The organism is Paracoccus pacificus, from assembly GCF_042680785.1.
Taxonomy (GTDB): Bacteria; Pseudomonadota; Alphaproteobacteria; order Rhodobacterales; family Rhodobacteraceae; genus Paracoccus; species Paracoccus pacificus.
In genome coordinates this window covers 1-22219 of record NZ_JBHUEN010000043.1, presented here as the reverse complement: position 1 = coordinate 22219, position 22219 = coordinate 1, and the positions used below count along the sequence as shown (strand labels likewise).

At 66.2% G+C, this 22219-nt stretch carries 25 protein-coding genes; 9 read left to right on the top strand and 16 right to left on the bottom strand.

Going from position 1 to position 22219, the window contains the following annotated elements:
• Nucleotides 1–11 precede the first annotated feature (11 nt).
• A complete protein-coding gene (locus tag ACFSCT_RS12560; RefSeq protein WP_379143245.1) occupies nt 12–845 on the bottom strand; it encodes a uracil-DNA glycosylase in 834 nt (277 codons plus the stop codon).
• Between the two features lie 98 nt (nt 846–943).
• Here ACFSCT_RS12560 and ACFSCT_RS12555 point away from each other — a divergent pair, with 98 nt between their 5' ends.
• From ACFSCT_RS12555 to plsY, 4 genes are read left to right on the top strand one after another with little or no spacing between them, the layout of a single operon-like run.
• Nucleotides 944–1906, top strand: coding sequence for an aspartate carbamoyltransferase catalytic subunit (locus ACFSCT_RS12555; RefSeq protein WP_379143243.1), 963 nt, complete (start codon nt 944–946; stop codon nt 1904–1906).
• Nucleotides 1899–2489, top strand: coding sequence for a hypothetical protein (locus ACFSCT_RS12550; RefSeq protein ID WP_379143242.1), 591 nt, complete (start codon nt 1899–1901; stop codon nt 2487–2489). Before ACFSCT_RS12555 ends, ACFSCT_RS12550 begins: the two co-directional genes overlap by 8 nt.
• A complete protein-coding gene (gene pyrC / locus ACFSCT_RS12545) occupies nt 2486–3763 on the top strand; it encodes a dihydroorotase (RefSeq protein ID WP_379143240.1) in 1278 nt (425 codons plus the stop codon). The genes ACFSCT_RS12550 and pyrC overlap by 4 nt, the downstream gene beginning before the upstream one ends.
• The gene (gene plsY, locus ACFSCT_RS12540) at nt 3753–4358 is read left to right on the top strand and encodes a glycerol-3-phosphate 1-O-acyltransferase PlsY (RefSeq protein WP_379143238.1); all 606 of its coding nucleotides are present in this window, start codon (nt 3753–3755) and stop codon (nt 4356–4358) included. The genes pyrC and plsY overlap by 11 nt, the downstream gene beginning before the upstream one ends.
• Here the strand turns inward: plsY and ACFSCT_RS12535 are convergent.
• The 8 genes from ACFSCT_RS12535 to ACFSCT_RS12500 form a co-directional block, all read right to left on the bottom strand.
• A complete protein-coding gene (locus tag ACFSCT_RS12535; RefSeq protein ID WP_379143236.1) occupies nt 4355–4798 on the bottom strand; it encodes a class I SAM-dependent methyltransferase in 444 nt (147 codons plus the stop codon). The two genes, plsY and ACFSCT_RS12535, sit on opposite strands and share 4 nt — an antisense overlap.
• Nucleotides 4799–4804: 6 nt before the next feature.
• Nucleotides 4805–5791, bottom strand: a complete 987-nt coding sequence (locus tag ACFSCT_RS12530; RefSeq protein ID WP_379143234.1) for a Gfo/Idh/MocA family protein — start codon at nt 5789–5791, stop codon at nt 4805–4807.
• Between the two features lie 90 nt (nt 5792–5881).
• A complete protein-coding gene (locus ACFSCT_RS12525) occupies nt 5882–7252 on the bottom strand; it encodes a glutamate--cysteine ligase (protein WP_379143232.1) in 1371 nt (456 codons plus the stop codon).
• A 54-nt stretch (nt 7253–7306) separates the two neighbouring features.
• Nucleotides 7307–7816: a hypothetical protein gene (locus ACFSCT_RS12520; protein ID WP_379143230.1), complete on the bottom strand. Its 510-nt coding sequence runs from the start codon at nt 7814–7816 to the stop codon at nt 7307–7309.
• Nucleotides 7810–8250, bottom strand: a complete 441-nt coding sequence (locus ACFSCT_RS12515; RefSeq protein ID WP_379143228.1) for a molybdenum cofactor biosynthesis protein MoaE — start codon at nt 8248–8250, stop codon at nt 7810–7812. Before ACFSCT_RS12515 ends, ACFSCT_RS12520 begins: the two co-directional genes overlap by 7 nt.
• Nucleotides 8251–8254: 4 nt before the next feature.
• Nucleotides 8255–8506, bottom strand: a complete 252-nt coding sequence (gene moaD, locus ACFSCT_RS12510) for a molybdopterin converting factor subunit 1 (RefSeq protein ID WP_379143226.1) — start codon at nt 8504–8506, stop codon at nt 8255–8257.
• Complete coding sequence (pgsA, locus tag ACFSCT_RS12505) at nt 8496–9125, bottom strand: CDP-diacylglycerol--glycerol-3-phosphate 3-phosphatidyltransferase (RefSeq protein WP_379143224.1); 630 nt, start codon at nt 9123–9125, stop codon at nt 8496–8498. The genes moaD and pgsA overlap by 11 nt, the downstream gene beginning before the upstream one ends.
• 83 nt (nt 9126–9208) lie before the next feature.
• Nucleotides 9209–11413 (bottom strand): primosomal protein N', encoded by a 2205-nt coding sequence (locus ACFSCT_RS12500; protein ID WP_379144365.1) that lies wholly within the window; start codon nt 11411–11413, stop codon nt 9209–9211.
• A 74-nt stretch (nt 11414–11487) separates the two neighbouring features.
• On the opposite strand from ACFSCT_RS12500, the gene fsa reads away from it, so the two are divergent.
• From fsa to ACFSCT_RS12485, 3 genes are read left to right on the top strand one after another with little or no spacing between them, the layout of a single operon-like run.
• On the top strand, nt 11488–12141 hold the full coding sequence (gene fsa, locus ACFSCT_RS12495; RefSeq protein ID WP_379143223.1) for a fructose-6-phosphate aldolase: 654 nt from the start codon (nt 11488–11490) through the stop codon (nt 12139–12141).
• Complete coding sequence (locus tag ACFSCT_RS12490; RefSeq protein ID WP_379143221.1) at nt 12141–12851, top strand: DUF484 family protein; 711 nt, start codon at nt 12141–12143, stop codon at nt 12849–12851. The genes fsa and ACFSCT_RS12490 overlap by 1 nt, the downstream gene beginning before the upstream one ends.
• Complete coding sequence (locus ACFSCT_RS12485) at nt 12848–13798, top strand: tyrosine recombinase XerC (protein WP_379143220.1); 951 nt, start codon at nt 12848–12850, stop codon at nt 13796–13798. Before ACFSCT_RS12490 ends, ACFSCT_RS12485 begins: the two co-directional genes overlap by 4 nt.
• A 12-nt stretch (nt 13799–13810) precedes the next feature.
• Here ACFSCT_RS12485 and ACFSCT_RS12480 read toward each other — a convergent pair whose 3' ends face one another.
• Genes ACFSCT_RS12480 through ruvC form a run of 4 tightly spaced genes read right to left on the bottom strand, consistent with a single transcriptional unit; the run spans nt 13811 to nt 16474 of the window.
• A complete protein-coding gene (locus ACFSCT_RS12480; protein WP_379143218.1) occupies nt 13811–14233 on the bottom strand; it encodes a PaaI family thioesterase in 423 nt (140 codons plus the stop codon).
• Nucleotides 14230–15291 carry a Holliday junction branch migration DNA helicase RuvB gene (gene ruvB / locus ACFSCT_RS12475; RefSeq protein ID WP_379143216.1) on the bottom strand — a complete coding sequence of 354 codons (1062 nt, stop codon included), beginning with the start codon at nt 15289–15291 and terminating at the stop codon, nt 14230–14232. The genes ACFSCT_RS12480 and ruvB overlap by 4 nt, the downstream gene beginning before the upstream one ends.
• Nucleotides 15291–15986, bottom strand: coding sequence for a Holliday junction branch migration protein RuvA (gene ruvA, locus ACFSCT_RS12470; protein ID WP_379143214.1), 696 nt, complete (start codon nt 15984–15986; stop codon nt 15291–15293). The genes ruvB and ruvA overlap by 1 nt, the downstream gene beginning before the upstream one ends.
• A complete protein-coding gene (ruvC, locus tag ACFSCT_RS12465; RefSeq protein WP_379143212.1) occupies nt 15983–16474 on the bottom strand; it encodes a crossover junction endodeoxyribonuclease RuvC in 492 nt (163 codons plus the stop codon). Before ruvC ends, ruvA begins: the two co-directional genes overlap by 4 nt.
• Before the next feature lie 293 nt (nt 16475–16767).
• Between ruvC and ACFSCT_RS12460 the strand changes: the two genes are divergently transcribed.
• A complete protein-coding gene (locus tag ACFSCT_RS12460; protein ID WP_379143210.1) occupies nt 16768–16962 on the top strand; it encodes a DUF1127 domain-containing protein in 195 nt (64 codons plus the stop codon).
• Between the two features lie 267 nt (nt 16963–17229).
• Here the strand turns inward: ACFSCT_RS12460 and radC are convergent, their stop codons facing one another.
• From radC to dnaK, 3 genes are all read right to left on the bottom strand, one after another.
• Nucleotides 17230–18048 (bottom strand): RadC family protein, encoded by an 819-nt coding sequence (gene radC / locus ACFSCT_RS12455; protein ID WP_379143208.1) that lies wholly within the window; start codon nt 18046–18048, stop codon nt 17230–17232.
• 113 nt (nt 18049–18161) lie between these two features.
• Nucleotides 18162–19343: a molecular chaperone DnaJ gene (gene dnaJ / locus ACFSCT_RS12450; RefSeq protein WP_379143206.1), complete on the bottom strand. Its 1182-nt coding sequence runs from the start codon at nt 19341–19343 to the stop codon at nt 18162–18164.
• A 77-nt stretch (nt 19344–19420) separates the two neighbouring features.
• Entirely contained in the window at nt 19421–21337 is a 1917-nt protein-coding gene (dnaK, locus tag ACFSCT_RS12445; protein WP_379143204.1) for a molecular chaperone DnaK, read from the bottom strand.
• A 183-nt stretch (nt 21338–21520) separates the two neighbouring features.
• Between dnaK and ACFSCT_RS12440 the strand changes: the two genes are divergently transcribed.
• The gene (locus ACFSCT_RS12440) at nt 21521–22141 is read left to right on the top strand and encodes an alpha-ketoglutarate-dependent dioxygenase AlkB (protein ID WP_379143202.1); all 621 of its coding nucleotides are present in this window, start codon (nt 21521–21523) and stop codon (nt 22139–22141) included.
• Nucleotides 22142–22219 lie beyond the last annotated feature (78 nt).

Sequence of the window (22219 nt, the reverse complement as noted above, 5' to 3'; positions counted from 1 at the left end):
TCAGCCGCCGTTCAGGCCCCGTTCAGGCGCGCGGATAGCGACAGAAGGTCCGCCCATGCCTCGCGCTTGGCGATCGGCGTGCGCAACAGATAGGCGGGATGGGTCATCGGCAGGGCCGGGACGCCGAAAGCGGTCGTCCATTGCCCGCGCAGGCGCAGGATGCCCTCCTGTCCCAGCGCGGCCTTGCAGGGCGTATTGCCCATCAGAACGATCAGATCCGGGCCAGCCAGTTCGACATGGCGGCGCAGAAAGGGCAGCATCGCGGCGATTTCCTGCGGCTCGGGCCGGCGGTTCCCCGGCGGCCGCCATGGCAGGACATTGGCAATATAGACCGCGCGCGCCGGATCCGGGGCGTCGCGGGACAGACCGATCGCGGCCAGCATCCGGTCCAGAAACTGACCGGCGCGGCCGACGAAAGGCTTGCCCTGACGGTCCTCGTCCTCGCCCGGGGCCTCGCCGATGATCATCACCCGGGCCAAGGGCTGGCCGTCGGCAAAGACGAAGTTGCGGGCGCCGCGCTTGATCTCGATCCCGTCGAACCCGGCCTGCGCCTCGGCCAGCGCCGCAAGATCGCCGGCTGACCGGGCAAGGCGCGCGGCCTCGGCAACATGCGCGGCTGCGCCGTCGTCGGACGTGTCGGGCGCGGCAGGTTGTTGCGCCGCCCGGCCCGGCTGGGTCGTCGATGGCCCGGGCCCGTTCCCTTGGGGCGCCGGGGGTTGGTCAAAGCGGTTAACCGGATTGTCCAGCATCGGCTCATCCGCGCCCATGTCGGATTGCCACGCCAGCATCGCCAGCGCGGTTTCCGCGTCGATCTCGATTCCCTTCCACACCGGGTCCGCCGTCATGGCGCCACGTTAGGCAGCGCGCCCCGCCACCGCAAGGCTTGCCGCCCTGCCGCCCTTTTGCGATAGGATGGGCCAAGGACGCAAAGGCGGGGGTTACGATGGTGTTTCGCGCACGGCATTTGCTGGGAATCGAGCAACTCGCCCCGGCCGAAATCACCACCCTGCTGGATCTGGCCGAACAATATGTCGAGCTGAACCGGCGCACGGTCAAACATGCCGATGCCCTGGCGGGCATGACCCAGATCAACATGTTCTTCGAGGCCTCGACCCGCACCCAGTCGAGTTTCGAGCTGGCCGGCAAACGGCTGGGGGCCGATGTGATGAACATGCCGGTGGCGCAATCCAGCGTCAAAAAGGGCGAGACGCTGATCGACACGGCGCTGACGCTTAACGCCATGCATCCCGATTTGCTGGTGGTCCGGCACAATATGTCGGGCGCGGTCAATCTGCTGGCCTCCAAGGTGAACTGCGCGGTTCTGAACGCGGGCGACGGGCGCCACGAACATCCGACGCAGGCGCTTTTGGACGCATTGACGATCCGCCGCGCCAAGGGCCGGCTGCACCGGCTGACCGTGGCCATCTGCGGCGACATCGCCCACAGCCGGGTGGCGCGGTCGAACCTGTTGCTGCTGGGCAAGATGGAAAGCCGGCTGCGGCTGATCGGCCCGGCGACGCTGATGCCCGCGGGCGCCCGCGATCTGGGCTGCGAGGTCTATGAGGATATGCGCGAGGGGCTGGCCGGCGCCGATGTGGTGATGATGCTGCGGCTTCAGAAGGAACGCATGGACGGCGGTTTCATCCCGTCCGAGCGGGAATATTATCACCGCTGGGGCCTTGACGCCGAAAAGCTGGCGCTGGCCGCGCCCGACGCCATCGTCATGCATCCCGGCCCGATGAACCGGGGGGTCGAGATCGACGGCACCATCGCCGACGACATCAACCGTTCGGTCATTCAGGATCAGGTCGAGATGGGCGTCGCGGTGCGCATGGCGGCGATGGATCTTCTGGCGCGCAATCTGCGCGCGGAACGCGGCGCCAAGGCGGTCGGCACCTATGTCTGATCGGCTGGCCCCGGCGGTGGGAACCGAGGTCTTCTCGCCCGAGGAACTGACCATCGCGCTTGACCCGGGCGAGCGCGTGATCTGGCAGGGCCGCCCCGTCGTCATGGTGAAATCGGTGCAGAACCAGCTTTTCTGGCGGCTGTTCGGCGGCATCTTCGGCGTGGTCGGGGCAATCTTTCTGCCGATCGGCGTGTTCGTCAAGGACCCGATCATCCGCATGGTGTTTCTGCCGACCGGGCTTTTGTTTCTGGCCATAGCCGGCGCCGGCTTCGTGCTGCCGCGGCAATTCGCCCGCAAACGGCTGGCGCAGGCGCGCTATGCCCTGACCGACAAGCGCGCGATCGTCGCGGATGGGCCGCGCATCCGCCATTGGCCGATCACGCCCGACATGATCCTTGAATTCGACGCAAGCTCGCCCGGCTCGATCATCTTCGACCGCGAGCCCACCAATATGACCATCAACTACCAGCCGGTCATGCGCGACATCGGGTTTCTGAATATCGTGGAAGCGCCCGAAGTCGGACAGATCATCCGCCGGCTTCAATCCGGACAGACCGGAGCACAGGAAAGCCCGAACGCATGACCATGCATTTCATCAACGCCCGCCTGATCGACCCCGAGGGGCTGAGCGACGCCACCGGCAGCCTGACGATCGGGGACGGGCGCATCATGGCCCGCGACGGCACGGCACCCGAGGGCGCCGTGATCGTCGATTGTCACGGCAAATGTCTGGCCCCCGGCATCGTCGACTGGGGCGTGAAGGTGGGTGAGCCGGGCGAGCGTCACAAGGAAAGTTTCCGCAGCGCCGGACGTGCCGCCGCGGCCGGCGGGGTGACGACGATGGTCGTCCGGCCCGACACGCTGCCCCCGATCGACACCCCCGAAGCGCTGGAGTTCGCGACCCGGCGCGCCGCCGACGCGCCCGTCAACATCCGCCACATGGCGGCGCTGACCAAGGGCCGCGAAGGCGCCGAGATGGTCGAGATGGGGCTGCTGCAGGATGTCGGCGCCATCGCCTTCACCGATGGCGTGCGCGTGGTCGCCAATTCCAAGCTGTTCGCGCGCTGCCTGACCTATTCGCGGGGCATCGGGGCGCTGATTGTCGGTCATCCTCAGGATCCCGGGTTGTCGCGGGGCGCGGTGGCGACAAGCGGCAAGTTCGCCTCGCTTTACGGGCTGCCTGCGGTGTCGCCCGTCGCCGAGCAGATGCGGCTGAACCACGATCTGGCGCTGGTCGGGATGACCGGGGCGCGCTATCACGCCGATCAGATCACCTGCGCGGCCAGCCTGCCGGCACTGATCCGCGCCCGTAAAGACGGGCTGGACGTGACCGCAGGTGTTTCGATCCACCATCTGACGCTGAACGAATTCGATGTCGGCGACTATCGCACCTTCTTCCGCTTCACCCCGCCGCTGCGATCCGAGGATGACCGGCAGGCCATGGTTCAGGCCGTCGCCGACGGGGTTATCGACGTGATCGCCAGCTTCCACACCCCGCAGGACGAGGAAAGCAAGCGCCTGCCGTTCGAAAGCGCCGCACCCGGCGCCGTCGGATTGCAGACATTGCTGCCGGCGGCGATGCGGCTTTATCATCAGGGGGGCCTGGATTTGCCGACGCTGTGGCGGGCCATGTCGCTGAATCCGGCGCGCCGTCTGGGGCTGGATTCCGGCCGCCTGACCCCCGGCGCCCCGGCCGATCTGGTGCTGTTCGACCCCGATACGCCCTTTGTGCTGGATCGGTTCACGCTTGAATCGAAATCGAAGAACACCCCCTTTGACGGCCAGCGGATGGAGGGGCGCGTGATCGCGACCATCGTCGGCGGCGAACCTGTTTTCGGAGATATGGATGCCAAGTGACCTGACCTTCACGGCCGCGCTCGTCTGGCTGGTTTTCGGCTATCTGCTTGGCTCGATCCCGTTCGGCCTGTTGATCACCCGGCTGCTGGGCCTTGGCGACCTGCGGCAGATCGGCTCGGGCAATATCGGCGCGACCAACGTCCTGCGGACCGGCAACAAGGGCGCGGCGCTGGCCACGCTTTTGCTGGACAGCGGCAAGGGTGCGATTGCCGTCTTGATCGCGCGCGCGCTTGGCGGCGATAGCGCCGCGATGCTGGCGGGCGCGGCCGCGTTTCTGGGCCATTGCTTTCCGGTATGGCTTGGCTTTCAGGGCGGCAAGGGCGTGGCGACCTTCCTTGGCACGTTGCTGGCGCTTGATTACCGGATCGGCCTTGCCGGCTGCGCGATCTGGCTGGTGACGGCGCTGATCACCCGCATCTCGTCGCTGTCGGCGCTGGTCGCGGCGGTGCTGGCGGTGCCGCTGGCCTTTGTCATCGGCATGCCGGGCTTGGGCTGGTGCGTGGGTTTCATGGCGGTGCTGATCCTGATTCGCCACCGCGCCAATATCCAGCGCCTGCTGGCGGGAACCGAGCCGCGCATCGGCCGGCGCGGCTAGGTCCCGGACCCCGCGCCCAGCCGGTTGCCCGAAACAGGCGGCCGGCCGTCGATAAACAGCAGCCCTTCGGGCCTAAGCGCATCCTTCAGCCGTAGGAATGCCTTTTGGCCCTGCGCCGGATGCCGCCCGTCCAAAGCACCCACGCGCATGGCAAAAGCCAGATCGAAACGCACCTCGCTCGGATCGAGCGTGAAATCCTCGACCGCGACGCAGCGGAATTCCAGCCGCCCCTGCGCGATCCATTCGGCGGACCCCGTGGTCGCCTGCCGGATCGCGGTGGCGGAGCGGTCGATCGCCACCACCTTCCCGTCGCCGATCCGCCCGGCGCACAGCCGCGCGGCAACACCCGGACCGCAGCCGATTTCCAGAATGCGCATTCCGGGCACAAGCGGAAGGGCGGCGACGTAAGCGGCGATTCTGGGCGATACCTCGCGCGGCACCGGGTGTCAGACCTGCTGCCAGCCGCCCTGTTCGCCGGCGCGATAGATCGCGTCGATCAGGGTCTGGTTCCGCTTTGATTCCTCAAGGCTGACCACCTCGGGCTTGCCGCCGAGCGCCTGCCGCGCGAAAGCCTCGGCCTCGAGCCGGTATTGGCGGCTGTCCTGAAAATGAAAAACCCTGGTTTCGCTGCGGTTCCGATCGGTCAGCTCAAGCGTTTCCGGGCCCCAGCGATTGGCGTTGAAGGGTGATTTGACCTCGATGAACCCCTTGTCGCCGTGGAACACCATCGACTGCCGGGCGGCAAGCTGGGTGCCGACGTAAAAGCTCAGCTCGAAATCGCCGAAATCGGCGCGGACGCTGGCATAGATGTCGGTGCCGAACGTCGGATCGCGTTCGACATCGGCCTGCACGCGAAGCGGCTCTGACCCGGTAGCGAAACGGGTCGAGATCGTCGGGTAGACCCCGATATCGGGCAAGGCGCCGCCGCCAAGCTCGGGCTGATTGCGCATGTTCTGCGGATCGACGTTGTAATAGGTGAACACGCCCTGCACATGGCGCAGCTTGCCGATGGCCCCGGCCGCAATCAGCGCCCGGGTCTTGTGCCAGACCGGGGCATAGGTGATCATGAACGCCTCGGAGATCAGCACCCTGTTGCGGTCCCGCGCCGCGATCAGCGCGTCAATGTCGTCCGCCCTGAGCGCGATCGGCTTTTCGCACAAGACATGCTTGCCGGCATCCGCCGCCTTGATGGTCCATTCGCCATGCTGCGCGGTCGGCAGCGGGATATAGACTGCGTCGATGACGTCCGAGGCGAGCATGTCTTCATAAGAGCCAAAGGCATGCGGCGCGCCGAACCGGTCCGCCATCGCGCGGGCGCGGGCCGGGTCGCGGCTGGCTACCGCGGTCACGACGCAATTCTCGGCGTCCTGAATGGCCGGAACCACGTGATCCCGTCCGATGGTCGCCGTCGACATGATCCCGAAACGCAGCATGGCACCGTTCCTTTTTCACGGGTGAGAGCGGCAGATTACCGCAGGCGACCGGCTTGGCAACGCCGTTCCGGTCCGATGCACCGTCCGCGACTAATAGGAATATTCGGCATAGATCTTGTCCAGATCGCCATGCCACGGACCATGATATTTTTCCAGAAGCTCATCGGCCGGCACCTTGCCGCTGTCCACACTTTCGCGCAGCGCGTTCAGGAAATGGGTTTCATCCGCAATCAGGCCGCCGGCCCCGGATTTCGCGCGGGCTTTCAGGCCATGCTCGGCGATCTCCAGCACCTGACGGGACAGATCATGCAGCCCAATGCCGTTGGCGCTGCCCTGCAGGGCCTCGCGGGCGGCGGCGCGGCGCAGCCCCTCGCGCGTTTCGTGATCCCAGCCCTTGACCAGATCCCAGGCCGCGTCCAGCGCCGTCTGATCGTACAAAAGCCCGACCCACAACGCCGGCAGCGCGCAAAGCCGCCGCCACGGACCGCCATCGGCGCCGCGCATTTCGATGAATTTCTTCACCCGCGCCTCGGGGAAAACCGTGGTCAGGTGATCTGCCCAGTCCGAAAGCGTCGGCACCTCGCCCGGAAGCGCGGGCAGCCGGCCGGCCAGAAAATCCCGGAACGACTGCCCCAAGGCGTTGATATAATTGCCGTCGCGATAGACAAAATACATCGGCACATCAAGCACATAGTCGACCCAGCGCTGATAGCCCATGCCATCCTCGAACGCGAAGGGCAGCATGCCGGTCCGGGCGTCGTCCAGATTCTGCCAGATATGCGCGCGCCAGCTTTTCATGCCGTTGGGCTTGCCGTCCAGAAACGGAGAATTCGCGAAAAGCGCCGTCGCCACCGGCTGAAGCGCCAGCGCCACCCGCAGTTTCTGGACCATATCGGCCTCGGATCCGAAATCGAGGTTCACCTGCACGGTGCAGGTCCGGTACATCATCTGGGTGCCCAGCGCCCCGACCCGGCCCATATAATCCGTCATCAGCCGATAGCGGCCCTTGGGCATCATCGGCATCTGATCCTGCCGCCAGATCGGCGCCGCGCCCAGCCCGATAAAGCCCGCCCCCATCTTGTCCGCGATCTCGCGCACCTCGGAAAGGTGAAGGTTCACCTCGTCACAGGTCTGGTGGATGGTCTCGACCGGTGCGCCGGACAGTTCCAACTGGCCGCCCGGTTCCAGACTGACATTGGCGCCGTCGCGATGCAGCCCGACGATATTTTCCTTCTCATAGACCGGTTCCCAGCCGAACCGCTGCTGCAACCCCTCAAGCATCGCCTTGATCGAGCGCGGGCCGTCATAGGGCAACGGCAACAGATCGTCGGTGGTATAGCCGAATTTCTCGTGCTCGGTCCCGATCCGCCAGGCGTCGCGCGGCTTCTCGCCGCTGGCGATATATTCGACAAGCTGCTCGGACCGTTCGATGGGGCCGCCGCCCTGCTGGGGAATGGACATGGGAGGGGGCCTTTCGGTTGTATTCAGGTTTTCAGAGGTGACAATGCGGCCCGGTTAAGTCAAGCCGCCTTCGGCCGGCCGACGCCAGAGCGAACGGAACCCGCCATTTGTCTGAACATATTCCAGCCCGCGCGCAAGCTCGGACAGGCTGGCGCCGGGAAGCGCGGCAAAGGCGTCGGGCAGCGCCGCGGCGCCGGCGGCATCCAGCGGTATCAGCATCGCCTGAGCATCAAGGCTGCGCAACCGCCAGTAAAGCCTGCCATCCAACGTCATGACCCGGATTTCGGCCAGATCGCGCAGATTCATCTCGCCGCCCAGCGTCCGCGCCCCGAAATAGCGGATACGGCTTTCGTCGATTTCGACCAGTCCCGGCGCGGCCACATCGCGGCGAAAGACCATGCGCCGCCACGCCACCACCAGCCACCCCAGCGCCAGCAGGGTCAGCGCGGCGCCGATCGGCCAGAAGAACCAGCCGCCCAGACCGAACAGCCAAAGCCCGGCCAGCGCGGCGCAGGCGGCGCCCGCGGGTTCGGCCCATGGCCGCAATTCCGCGCGGATCACCATCGGCTCAGCGCCGTCTCATCCTCGGCCGTTGCGTCGACCCAGCGGGCTTCGCCGTCCGGCCCGATCTCGCATTTCCAGAACGGTGCGCGGGATTTCAGCCAGTCCATCAGATATTCCGCCGCCCGGAACGCATCGACGCGATGCGGTGCGGCGGTGATCACCATCATGATCGGATCGCCCGCGGCAAGCTGACCATGGCGATGAACCACCCGCCATGCTGACAGGCTGAACCTTGCCGCGGCCTCGTCGCCGAATGCGGTGATCGCGGTTTCGGTCATGCCGGGGTAATGCTCGATCCGAAGGCTGGCGACGCGGCCGGCCTCGGCCCGGACCACCCCCGAGAAACTGACCACCGCCCCGGCGCCCCCGGGCGCGCCGAATGCAGCAAGCTCTGCCGCAGGGTCGAAGGGCGCGCCCGTCACCAGAACCGACATTGCCCTAGCCCCCGGTCATCGGGGGAAAGAACGCCACTTCGCGCGCATTCGCCAAAGGCGCGTCCCAATCGCTGAGGGTCTGGTCCAGTGCGACACGAACCGCCCCCAGATCGGACAGGGCGGCGCGATGCCAGTCATCCATCGCGGCCAGTTGCGCGGCAAGTTCGCGCGGGGTCCGCGCCTCGGTCTCGACCTCTTCGCGCGGCAGGCCGATCCGCTCGCGCAGCCAGGCGAAATATAGCACGTCAACGCGCATCATTGTCCCGCAGCCACGGCCGGGCCTTGTCGAAGTAATCCCAGCCGGTGATGGCGGTCAGCACCGCCGCGACCCACATCAGCGCAAGCCCCATCCATGTCGCAAGCCCGGCCCAGGTCAGATTGCCCGGCAACCCCTCTTCGCCCAAAAGCGGCGGCCGGCCATTCTCGACATAGGCCAGCCCGGTGCCCAGAAACAGGACCGAGATCGCGACCATCTGCGCGGTGGTCTTCCATTTCGCCAGCTTCGTGACCTTAAGCTGCTTGGCGTCGTCGCCCAGAAACTCGCGCAGGCCCGAGACCATGACCTCGCGGAACAGGATCACCGTCGCGGGCAGGATCAGCCACGGGTTCATGCCCGAATAGCCGGTGATGACGACCAGCGCGATGACCACCATCGCCTTGTCGGCGATCGGGTCCATCGCCGCGCCAAAGCGGCTTTCCTGTTTCCAGAGCCGCGCAAGGTAGCCGTCGAACCAGTCGGTGACCGCCGCCAGCAGAAACAGCGTCAGCGCCGCCCAGTCCGCCCATGGCCGATGAAAATACAGAAACATCAGCGGCACCGCCGGCGCGGCCACCAGACGGATCACGGTCAGAACATTGGGCAAGGTCCATTTCATGGCAACAAGCTAGTCACTCTGCCCGCCGTGGAAAAGCCCCTTAAACGCGGCTTACAGGAAGGACTGCTTACAGGAAGGACTGTTTACAGGAAGGATTGCGGGTCGATGTCGACCGCGACGCGCAGGTTGGTCGGCGGCCGCAGCGAGGCCAGCCACGCGGCGATCGCCGCCTGCACCGGCGCCTGCCGGGGCGCGCGGATCAGAAACCGCATGCGGTGGCGGCCACGGATGCGGGCGATGGGCGCGGGCGCCGGTCCCAGCAGTTCGGCGCCGGCGTCGCGCAAGGGTTGCGCATGGCGGGAAAGCTCCTGCGCGAACCGGCTTAGCTCGGTCGCATCGGGCGAGGACAGGATGATTCCGGCAAGCCGCCCGAACGGGGGCATCCCGGCGGCCTGACGCGCGGCCACCTCGGCATTCCAGAACGCCTCATCATCGCCCGACAGGATCGCGCGGATCACCGGATGGTCGGGTTGGTGGGTCTGCAAAAGCGCGAGCCCCGCCGCCCGGCCGTCCTGCCCGGCACCGTGCCGGCCGGCGCGTCCGGCAACCTGCCGCATCAGTTGAAAGGACCGCTCGGCCGCGCGCAGATCCGCACCTTGCAGGCCCAGATCGGCGTCGATCACCCCGACCAATGTCAGCAACGGAAAGTTATGCCCCTTGGCGACGATCTGGGTGCCGATGATGATATCGGCCCCGCCGGCCGCGATTTCGGTGATCGTCTGCTTCAGGGCCCGGGCGCTGCCGAACAGGTCCGAGGACAGAACCACCGTTCGGGCCTGCGGAAAGCGCTCGACCACCTCTTCCGCAAGACGCTCGACCCCCGGCCCCAGCGCCGCGAGCCTGCCCTCGGCGCCGCAGGACGGGCAGGCCGTCGGGATGGGCTTGCTGGTGCCGCATTGATGGCAGACAAGCCGGTTCTGAAAGCGATGCTCGACCATGCGGGCATCGCAATGATCGCAGCCGATCTGAAAACCGCAGGCGCGGCACACGGTAACGGGCGCATAGCCGCGCCGGTTCAGGAACAGAAGCGATTGTTCGCCGCGTTCCAGCCGCGCCCCGACCTCGGCCGCTAGCCGGGCCGAGATCCAGCGCCCCGCCGGCATATCGGCATCGCGCAGGTCGATGGCGCCCATGTCGGGCAGGTCCGCCGCGCCCCAGCGGGCGTGCAGGTCCAGCCGGTTGTACTTGCCCGCGCCGGCGTTCACCCAGCTTTCCAGACTGGGCGTGGCCGATGCCAGCACGACCTGCGCCCCGTCGATAGAGCCGCGCAGCACCGCCATGTCCCGGGCGTTATACAGAACGCCGTCCTCCTGCTTGTAGGAGCTGTCATGTTCCTCATCGACGACGATCAGACCCAGATCGCGAAATGGCAGAAACAGGGCCGAGCGCGCGCCGACCACCAGATCGACCCCGGCCGAGGCCGCCATCTGCCACAGCCGCCGGCGTTCGCTGCGGGTAACGCCGGAATGCCATTCGCCCGGCCGCGCACCGAAACGCGCCTCGACCCGGTCCAGAAACTCGGCCGACAGCGCGATTTCCGGCAAAAGGACCAGCGCCTGCCGCCCCTGCCGCAGGCATTCGGCAACTGCCTCAAGATAGACCTCGGTCTTGCCCGAGCCGGTGACGCCGCGCAAAAGCGTGGTGGCATAGCCGCCGTCGATCAGCCCCTGACGCAAGCTGGCGGCCGCGGCGGCCTGATCTTCGGCCAGGGGTTTTCCGGGCAGATCGGGGTCAAGTTCGGGATAGGGCGTATCTCGGGGGGCCTGTTCCTCGACCAGCGTTCCGGCCGCGACCAGACCCTTGACGACGCTCGTCCCGACACCCGCCAGCGCGGCAAGCTCGGCCGGGGCGAAGCCGGCGCCGCCGTGATCGTCGATGACCCGCAGAACCGCGGCGCGGGCGTCCGTCAGCCGCGCCGGCGCGGGTCCGGCACGCCGGATGACCCGGCGCAGCGCGGGCGGCTGGTCCAGATCGGGGGCGCGGGTCGCCATGCGCAACATCAGCCCCATGGGGGTCAGGGTATAGTCGCCGACACGCTCAAGAAATTCGCGCATGTGATCGGTCAGCGGGGCCGCATCCAGCACGCGCGCAACCGGGCGCAGCTTGGCCAGATCGAAATCGCCCGTCCCCTTGCCCCAGACGCAGCCGAGCACACGGCGCGGACCCAGCGGCACCAGAACCAGCGCGCCCGGCGAAACGCCACCCTCGGGCGCCAGATAGTCAAGGACGCCCACGACCTCGGTGGTCAGCACCGCGATCCGCGCGCCCGTCGCAAATTCGGCCGTCATCCTAGCCATGCACGGCCTTTCCGCCCGGCGGCATCTGCGGTATCACTTCTGCAAATCCGCGAAAGGAAGCCGCCATGAAATTCTTTGTCGATACCGCCGATGTCGCCGCCATCAAGGAACTGAACGACCTTGGCATGGTGGACGGCGTGACCACGAACCCGTCGCTGATCCTGAAATCGGGGCGCGACATCACCGAGGTCACCAAGGAAATCTGCGATCTGGTCGCCGGCCCGGTCTCGGCCGAGGTGGTGGCCGAGGACGCCAAGGACATGATTCGCGAAGGCAAGACGCTGGCCAAGATCGCCCCCAATATCGCGGTCAAAGTGCCGCTGACCTGGGCCGGGCTGACCGCCTGCAAGGCTTTGTCATCCGAAGGCCATATGGTCAATGTCACGCTGTGCTTTTCCCCCGCGCAGGCGCTTTTGGCCGCGAAGGCGGGCGCGACCTTCATCAGCCCGTTCATCGGCCGGCTTGACGACATCAACCTTGATGGGCTGGAGCTGATCGAGGATATCCGCACGATCTACGACAATTACGATTTCAAGACCGAGATTCTGGCCGCCTCGATCCGCTCGGTCAACCACATCACCGATTGCGCCAAGATCGGCGCGGATGTGATCACTGCGCCGCCGGCGGTCATCAAGGGCATGGTCAAGCATGTGCTGACCGACAGGGGGCTGGAACAGTTCAATGCCGACTGGGCGAAAACCGGGCAAAAGATCGGCTGATGTCGGATAACGCCAAACCCGAAGGCGACGGCATCGCGCCGGAATGGCGCCAGAAGCTGATCGCCCGGCCCGATCTGATCCTGTCCGACCTTGAACTGATGCGCGCGCTCATGCTGGCCCGCGATTCCGAGGTCGGCGGCAATGTAATCGACATCCGTGGCCGCGCGATGGAGGCGCTGGAGTCGCGTCTGGACCGGCTTGAAGCCGCGCATGAGGGCGTGATCTCGGCCGCATATGAAAACCTGTCGGGCACCAACACCATTCACCGCGCGGTGATCAGCCTGCTGGAACCGCAGGATCTGGCCGGCTTCGTCGAAAATCTCGGCGCGCGGGTGGCACCGCTTCTGCGGGTCGAATCGCTGCGCCTGCTGTCCGAGGTGCCGCCGGGCGAGCCGGCCCCCGCCGCGGGGATCGAGGTGCTGACCCCCGGCACGGTCGAGGGGCTGCTGTCGGCCGGCAGACGCCCCTTACGCGGCGATGATATCGTGCTGCGCCGGGCCAGTGATTCGACCGCCCGGCTGCATGACACGGCGCAAGGCGCCATCCTGTCCGAGGCGTTGTTGCCGCTGGAGCTCGGGCCCGATCGCCGCGCCATCCTGCTGATGGGTTCGGTCGAACGGGGCCGGTTCACGCCCGCGCAGGGCACCGACCTGCTGCGCTTTCTGGGGCAGGTCACGCGGCTTGCGCTGGTGCGCTGGCTGGCGCCGTGACGAAAACGCCGCCGGCGCTGGCGCTTGCACCGGCGATGTCGGCGGCGGTTCAGGAATGGCTGGGGATCGAGGCCGCCGCGCGCGACCGGTCCCACCATACCATCCGCGCCTATCAGGGCGATGTTCTGAGCTTTCTTTCCTTCATCGGCGAATATCACGGCAGTCCCGCCCTGCCCGCCGGTCTTTCCACCCTGCGGCAGGGTGACATCCGCGCCTTTGCGGCCGCGCAGCGTCAGGACGGCCTGTCGCCGCGCTCACTGGCGCGGCGGTTGTCGGCGGTACGGTCGTTTCTGCGCTGGCTGTCCGACCGGCAGGGCTATGATCTGTCGGCGGCGCTGTCGACGCGCGGCCCGCGCGTCCCCAAGGGTCTGCCCCGGCCGCTTGACCGCGATCAGACCCGCGATCTTCTGGCGCTGGCCGAACACAACCATGACGAACCATGGATCGCCGCCCGCGACACCGCCGTCCTGACGCTGCTTTACGGTTGCGGGTTGCGCATATCCGAGGCGCTTGGTCTGACCGGCGCCGACTGGCCCTTCGGCGATGCGCTGACCATTCGCGGCAAGGGCGGCAAGGAACGCCGGGTGCCGATGCTGCCGGTGGCAGCGCAGGCGGTCGCCGACTATCTGCGGCTCTGCCCCTATCCGCTTGCCGCCGAACAGCCGATCTTTCGCGGCAAACGCGGCGGCCCGCTGCGACCGGCGCTGATCAACATGGCCATGGTGCGGATGCGCCATCAGCTTGGGCTGCCCCCCAGTGCGACCCCCCACGCGCTGCGCCATTCCTTCGCCACACATCTGCTTGCCGCCGGGGGCGATCTGCGCAGCATTCAGGAACTGCTGGGCCATGCGAGCCTTGCCACGACGCAGATCTATACCGGCGTCGACGATGCGCGACTGGTCGAAATCCACCGCAACGCCCATCCGCGCGGAGGCGGCGGCGGTTAGGGCCGCGCCCGCCTAGACCGGGATCATCGTGCCTTGCAGCACCGCGACATAACGGCGCGCGCCGGCTTCATCCTCGGCCCAGACATCGGACGCCACGACCATGATGCGCCGACCCGGACGGATGACCCGCCCCTCGGCCACCAGCCGCGCGCCCAGCGCCGGCGACATGAAATTGATCTTCATCTCGACCGTCATCACCTCGGCCTCGGGCGGGATCAGGGTCAGCGCCGCATATCCCGCCGCACTGTCCCCGATCGAGAAGCTCAGGCCGCCATGACCCGCGCCCTGCTGTTGCAGCGAGGTGGGCAGGATCGGGGCGGTGATCCGGCAGGTGCCCGGCCCAAGCGCCGCCATCGTCGCGCCCAGCGTCTGCATCATGGTCTGACGCGCAAAGCTGTCGCGGACCTTTTGTTCGACCCGGGGATCAAGGCTCATTCGAACAGCTCCTGCTGCGGGGTCTGCGGCGATGGCTCGGCCAATCCCAGATGCCGCCAGCCCCGGCGCGCCAGCATGCGCCCGCGCGGGGTCCGGGCGATCAACCCCTGTTGCAGCAGATACGGCTCGATCACCTCCTCGATGGCATCGCGGCTTTCCGACAGCGCGGCGGACAGGGTTTCGACCCCCACCGGACCGCCACCGTAATGCCGGGCGATCAGCGACAGATAACGGCGGTCGGCGCCGTCGAGCCCCAGATCATCGACGCCAAGCCGGGTCAGCGCGTTATCGGCCAGCGCCCGGGTCAGCCTGCCGTCGCCCTCGACCAGCGCGAAATCGACGACGCGGCGCAGCAGCCGCCCGGCGATCCTGGGCGTGCCCCGGGCGCGGCGGGCGATTTCCATCGTGCCCTCGGGTTCGGCCGGGATATTCATCAGCCGGGCGCCGCGTGTGACGATATGATCGAGCTCCTCGACCGCGTAGAACTGCAACCGCGTGGGGATGCCGAAACGGTCGCGCAACGGCGTGGTCAGAAGGCCCAGCCGCGTGGTCGCGCCGACAAGCGTGAAGGGCTGAAGCTCGATCCGCACGGTGCGGGCGGCCGGCCCCTCGCCGATCACCAGATCCAGCTCGAAATCCTCCATCGCCGGGTAAAGCACCTCTTCCACGGCGGGGTTCAGGCGGTGAATCTCGTCGATGAACAACACATCGCGCGCTTCGAGATTGGTCAGGATCGCGGCCAGATCGCCGGCCCGGGCAAGCACCGGGCCCGAGGTCATGCGAAAATTGACCCCCAGCTCGCGCGCCATGATCTGCGCCAGCGTGGTCTTGCCCAGACCGGGCGGCCCGTGGAACAGGGTGTGATCCATCGCCTGCCCCCGCATCCGCGCGCTTTCGATGAAAACCCGCAGATTGGCCCGCGCCTCGGCCTGACCGATGAAATCGGCCAGCGCCTGCGGACGCATGGCCCGGTCATCCTCGGGCAGCGGATCGGGGCGCAGGACGGGGTCGGGGCCGGGGTTCGGGCCGGGTATCGGATCGGGCGGGGAATCGGACATCAGCCGGTATCCTTCGGCGCCAGTTCACGCAGCGCGGCGCGGATCAGGGTGGCTGTGGCGGCGCCGGGATCGCGGCCGCTGACGGTGGCGACGGCCGCGGCGGCCTCGGACGGGCCATAGCCCAGATTGGTCAGCGCCGACATGGCGTCCGCCGTCGCGCTGGCCGACAAGGTCGCGGCGGATGCGGGCGCGGGTTTCGCCGATGCGGCGGGCGCGGTGGCCGCCGGGCCGGCGTCATCCGGCAGCACCAGATCGCCGGTGTCGACCGTCAGACTGCCACCCATCGCCATCACCGCCGGCGCGCGGTCCTTCAGTTCCAGGACCACGCGCTGCGCCAGTTTCGGCCCCACGCCGGGCGCCTTTCTGACCGAGGCCCAGTCGCCAAGCGCGATCGCCCGGCCCAACCCCTCGGCGCCCAGCGTGCCGAGTATCGCCAGCGATGCCTTGGCCCCGATGCCCTGAACCGAGGTCAGCAGCCGGTGCCATTCCTTTTCCAGCATCGAGGTGAAGCCGAACAGTTGCAGCAGATCCTCGCGCACCAGAAGGTCGGTATAAAGCGCCGTGGCCTGGCCCACCGGCGGCAGCGCGGCCGCCGTTCGTTCGGAAACATGAACGATATAACCCACGCCGCGCACGTCGATCAGCACATGATCCGGCGCGCGATGCAGGATGGTTCCCGCCAGCCGCCCGATCACGCGACCACCCGGATGGCGCGGCGCCCCTGAAGATGATGGGCGTGGCATATCGCGATGGCCAGCGCGTCTGCGGCGTCCGATCCGGCGATCGCGACCCCGGGCAGTTGCATCCGCACCATATGCTCGACCTGCTGCTTGGCCGCATGGCCGACACCGACCACGGCCTTTTTGACCGCGTTGGGGGCGTATTCCCCGACCGTGAGTCCGGCTTCGGCCGGGGCAAGCAGCGCGATGCCGCGCGCCTGACCCAGTTTCAGCGTTGCGACCGCGTCCTTGTTGACAAAGGTCTGTTCGACGGCGGCGGCGGTCGGTGCGTGGCTGGCGATGATCGCGGCCAGCCCGCGAAACAGTATGGAAAGCCGCGCAGGCAGGTCGCTGCCCTCGGAGTGGATGATTCCATTGGCGATATGGCGCAGACGCGGGCCGTCGACCTCGATCACGCCCCAGCCCATATTGCGTAGACCCGGATCAATCCCCAGAACCCGCATGCCGCCCCCAATTCGTTCTTCTTTTCCATGGAATTAGCACGAAGCAAGAACATCCGACAGCGGAAAATGCAAATTCTTGCCGAGTCTGAGTTTTGACGTTTCGGCATAAGTAATTTTATTGCGCGACTGACGCGGGCGTGATGTCATGAAAAGTTCAACAAAAACGGATGCTTATGATTATGCTGCATAGCAGCATTGCCGTTAAGACCGTGGTTTTCGCACGCTGCCCGGGTTATATACATCGCATACGAACGCCGCCCAAGGACTGGGCACAGGTGGTAAGGATACCGAAAATGACTGCAATCGACATCAATCGCGCCGCCACCGGCGCGCGCGGAAACGGTTTTGCCGGCAAGCTGGTTGCCATGCTGAACGAATGGAACGACGCCCGCGTGACCCGCAAATCGCTGTCGCGTCTGAGCGACCGTGAACTGGACGACATCGGCCTGTGCCGTGGCGATATCGAGCGTATCGCGCGCCGGGGCTGAACGCTTCAAGACCTGTACGGTTCAAGACCCGTACACTTCAAGACCCATGCCGACGCGATGGCTTGTTCGCGTCTTGCCAAAGGCCCCACCCGTCACTCGGGCAGGGCCTTTTCGCATTTTGGGGTATCGCGGTGTCGGATACCGCGCTTCCGAGTATCGCGTTATCGGCTACCGCGCTATCGGGGTGGCAGCACCACGCCAGCGCGGCCTGTGATCGCCGCCGTGCATGTCCGGAACCGCCTCGCGCCCAAAGCCAGCCCGTCGCGGTCAGACCAAACCTTCCGCCCGGAAACTCAACTCGCGCGATTTGCCGATGATCAGATGGTCGTGCAGGACGATGCCCATCACCTCGGCCGCATCGCGTATCCGCGCGGTCATGGTGATATCCGCGTCGGAAGGCGTGGGATCGCCCGATGGGTGGTTGTGAACCAGAATAAGCGCGCTCGCATTCAGTTCCAGCGCCCGTCGCACCACTTCCCGCGGATAGACCGGAACGTGATCGACGGTGCCGCGTGACTGTTCTTCGTCGGCGATCAGGACGTTCTTGCGGTCCAGATATAGCACCCGGAAATGCTCAATCTCTCCATGCGCCATGGTGGTGTGGCAGTAATCCAGCAGCGCATCCCAACTGGTCAGGACCGGCCGGTTGATGACCCGCGACCGCGACAGGCGCTGTGCCGCCGCCTCGACGATCTTCAGTTCCTGAACGACCGCAGGCCCAACCCCATCGACGTCCAGCAGGCGCGCGTTCGAGGCCGAGAGAACCCGGTTGAAATCCCCGAACCGGTCCAGCAGCCGCCGCGCGAGGGGTTTGACATCCTGCCGCGGGATGGCCCGGAACAGCACAAGCTCCAGCAGTTCATAATCCGGCATGGCGCCGGCGCCACCCTGCATGAACCGTTCACGCAACCGCGCCCGATGGTCCGAGATATAGGATGGCAGGCGCGGGCCACCGCGCGCGCCGGACCCCGCGCCCGCCGGAATCAGGGCAGCAGCCGCCGCTTCGTCCACGGGGGTATCGCCGAACGCCGGGTCGGGTTCGAACAGGGGCAACGGGCCTTCGCCAAAGGATCGATTCGCGCTCATCCCCCGATGCTGCGCCATAAATCCTTTCGGTTCGGTTAACGCATCCCCAAAAGCAAAGGCGCGGCGGATGTTTCCGCCGCGCCCGATACTTTCCGTGCTGGTCGGACCAGCCGTCAGCCGGTCATGCCGTCCCAGAACCCTTTGACCTTCTTGAAGAACCCCGAAGATCGCGGGCTGTTGTCGGCCTTGATCTCCTGGAACTCGGTCAGAAGTTCCTTTTGCCGTGCGGTCAGATTGACCGGGGTCTCGATGCTGAGCTCGATCAGCATATCGCCGAAATCGCCCTGCGCGCCCGAGCCGTGCCGCAACGGCGGCATGCCTTTGCCACGCAGCCGCATCTGGCGGCCGGACTGACTGCCGGCAGGCACCTTGACGCGCGAGCGGCCGCCGTCGATCGTCGGAACCTCGACCTCGCCCCCCAAAGCCGCGGTGACCATGGCCACCGGGATCTGGCAGGCCAGCGTCACGCCGTCGCGCATGAAAATCTCGTGGTCGCGGACCTCGATGAAGATATAAAGATCGCCCGGCGGGCCGCCGCGCAATCCGGCCTCGCCCTCGCCGGCCAGACGGATGCGCGTCCCGGTTTCGACGCCGGCCGGGATGGTGACCGACAGATTCCGGTCGCGTTCGACCCGGCCTTTCCCGTGGCAGACCTTGCACGGGTTCTTGACGATCTGGCCGGCGCCGTTGCAGGTCGGGCAGGTGCGCTCGACGGTAAAGAACCCTTGCTGCGCCCGCACCTTGCCCATGCCGGAACAGGTCGGGCAGGTCACCGGCTCGGCGCCGCCCTCGGCGCCGGTGCCGTTGCAGGTGGTGCAGGTCGCGCTGCCCGGCACGGTGATCGACTTTTGCAGCCCGCTATAGGCTTCCTCGAGCGTTATGCGCAGGTTGTAGCGCAGATCCTGGCCACGGCTTGCCCGGGCCCGGCCTCCGCCGGCACCCTGCCGGCCGTTCATGAAATCGCCGAACAGATCCTCGAACACGTCGGCGAAGGCCGATCCGAAATCGGCGCCGCCGCCGGCGTATGCGCCACCGCCCCGCTGTCCGGCGCCCATCCCGCCCATGCCGCCATCAAAGGCTGCGTGGCCGAAACGATCATAGGCCGCCTTGCGGGTTTCATCTTTCAGGACGTCATAGGCCTCGTTCGCTTCCTTGAACTGGGCTTCGGCGTCCGGGTCATCCTTGTTGCGGTCGGGGTGAAGTTCCTTGGCCTTCTTGCGATAGGCCTTTTTTATATCCTCGGCGGAAGCGCCCCGAGCCACGCCCAGCACATCATAATAATCGCGCTTTGCCATGTCTTCTTGCTTTCCGTTACATCAGCCAAAGGCCGGCCCGCGCGTCAACGCGGACCGGCCTTGCCGTCCTGGGACGCTTACTTGCGCTTGTCGTCGCCGAGATCTTCGAAATCAGCGTCGACGATATCGTCATCCACGCCGCGCGGTTCATCCGAGGCACCGGCGTCAGCCGCCCCCTCATCCGATGACTGCGCCTTGTAGATCGCCTCACCCAGCTTCATCGAAGCATCCATCAGGTTCTGGATACCGCCCTTGATCTTGCCGGCGTCGTCGGATTTCAGCGCGTCTTCCAGCGCCCCGATGGCCAGTTCGATCGCTTCGACGGTGGAACCATCGACCTTGTCGCCATGCTCCTCCAGCGATTTCTTGGTCGAGTGGATCAGGCTTTCGGCCTGGTTCCGGGTTTCGACCAGTTCGCGGCGGGCCTTGTCGCCCTCGGCATTCGCCTCGGCGTCGCGGACCATCTTTTCGATGTCCTCGTCCGACAGACCACCCGAAGCCTGGATGGTGATGTTCTGGGTCTTGCCGGTGCCCTTGTCCTTGGCGCTGACCGAGACGATGCCGTTCGCGTCGATGTCGAAGGTGACCTCGATCTGCGGCATGCCGCGGGGCGCGGGCGGGATGTCCTCAAGGTTGAACTGGCCCAGCATCTTGTTGTCCGCGGCCATTTCACGTTCGCCCTGAAACACCCGGATCGTCACCGCGTTCTGGTTGTCCTCGGCGGTCGAGAAGATCTGGCCTTTCTTGGTCGGGATCGTCGTGTTGCGGTCGATCAGCCGGGTGAACACGCCGCCCAGCGTCTCGATGCCCAGCGACAGCGGCGTCACGTCCAGCAGAACCACGTCTTTCACGTCGCCTTGCAGAACGCCGGCCTGAATGGCGGCGCCAAGGGCCACGACCTCGTCGGGGTTCACACCCTTATGCGGCTCTTTCCCGAAGAATTCGGTCACTTCCTGAACGACCTTGGGCATGCGGGTCATGCCGCCGACCAGAACCACCTCGTCGATGTCGCCCTTGGACAGGCCGGCATCCTTCAGCGCCGCCTGGCAGGGTTTCAGCGTGGCCTTGATCAGGTCGCCGACCAGATTTTCCAGCTTCGCCCGGGTCAGCTTCATGACCATATGCAGCGGCGTGCCGCTGTCCTTGTCCATGCTGATGAACGGCTGGTTGATCTCGGTCTGGCTCGAGGAGGACAGCTCGATCTTGGCCTTTTCGGCGGCTTCCTTCAGGCGTTGCAGCGCCATCTTGTCTTTGGTCAGGTCGACGCCGTGTTCCTTTTTGAACTCTTCGGCGAGGTAATTGACGATCCGCATGTCGAAGTCTTCACCACCAAGGAACGTGTCCCCGTTGGTCGATTTGACCTCGAACAAACCGTCGTCGATTTCCAGAATGGTGATGTCGAAGGTACCGCCGCCAAGGTCATAGACCGCGATCGTCTTCGATTCCTTTTTGTCGAGCCCATAGGCCAGCGCGGCGGCGGTCGGCTCATTGATGATGCGCAGGACTTCCAGACCGGCGATCTTGCCGGCGTCCTTGGTGGCCTGACGCTGGGCATCGTTGAAATAGGCCGGGACGGTGATGACCGCCTGATCGACCTTCTCGCCCAGATAGCTTTCGGCGGTTTCCTTCATCTTCTGAAGGATCACGGCGCTGATCTGCGACGGCGAATATTTATCGCCCCGGGCCTCGACCCAGGCGTCGCCATTGCCACCGTCGACGATGGCATAGGGGACCAGCTTGCGGTCCTTCTCGACCTCGGGGTCGGTCAGGCGGCGGCCGATCAGGCGCTTGACGGCGAAAATGGTGTTTGCGGGGTTGGTCACGGCCTGACGCTTGGCGGGCTGGCCGACCAGGCGTTCGGTTTCCGTGAAGGCAACGATCGAGGGCGTGGTGCGCGCGCCCTCGGAATTCTCGATGACCCGGGGCTGGCTGCCGTCCATGATGGCGATGCAGCTGTTGGTCGTCCCGAGGTCGATCCCGATAACTTTGGACATGTCTAACCTTTCTTGCGGCGATTATGGGCCCGGCGGGTCCGTTCGCGGCCCCCGCGGGCCAATCCCAGATTGCAGCCGGCGCGAAAGACCGGCGTCGAATGGCTATATAGGAACCGGATTTTGGGCGCGCAAGCGTCGTCGCGGCTATCATCGACAAAGCGCCGCATAAGAAAGGGCAATTGCATGCGCGAAGCGAATACCCGGGAAATCCGCGGATTTGTCATCCACCCGGCGCATCTCGACAAGGCGGCGCAAACGGCGCTGATGGAGGATGTCGCCGCGATCTGGCGCGCCGCGCCGCCGGTGCGCCAGATGACCCGCTGGGGCAAGCCGATGTCCGTCGCCATGTCGGCGGCGGGCGCGCTTGGCTGGACCACCGACGGCCGCGGTTACCGGTACGAGCCGAAACAGCACGATGGCCGGCCATGGCCGCCGATGCCCCGGCGGCTGGAGGAGCTTTGGCGGCAGGTCACCGGACTGGATGCGACCCCCGACAGTTGCCTTATCAACCTTTACCGCGACACGGCACGGATGGGTCTGCATCAGGACAAGGACGAGGCTGATTTCGGCTGGCCGGTGGTCTCGATCAGTCTGGGCGACGCGGCACTGTTCCGCATCGGCGGGGCGCGGCGCAGCGACGCGACCGAAAGCCTGTGGCTGCATTCGGGTGACGTGGTGGTCATGGGCGGCCCGGCGCGGCTAGCCTTTCACGGCATCGACCGCATCCGGCCCAATAGCTCCGATCTGGTGCCCGGCGGCGGCCGGGTCAACCTGACCCTGCGGATGGCGGGGGCGGCGGTCTAAAGCTTTTCGTCCCAACCCTGAATCGTTTTGGCTTCCGCAGAAGCGTCGATCGTGATTCCCTTTGATCAGGGAGGATTG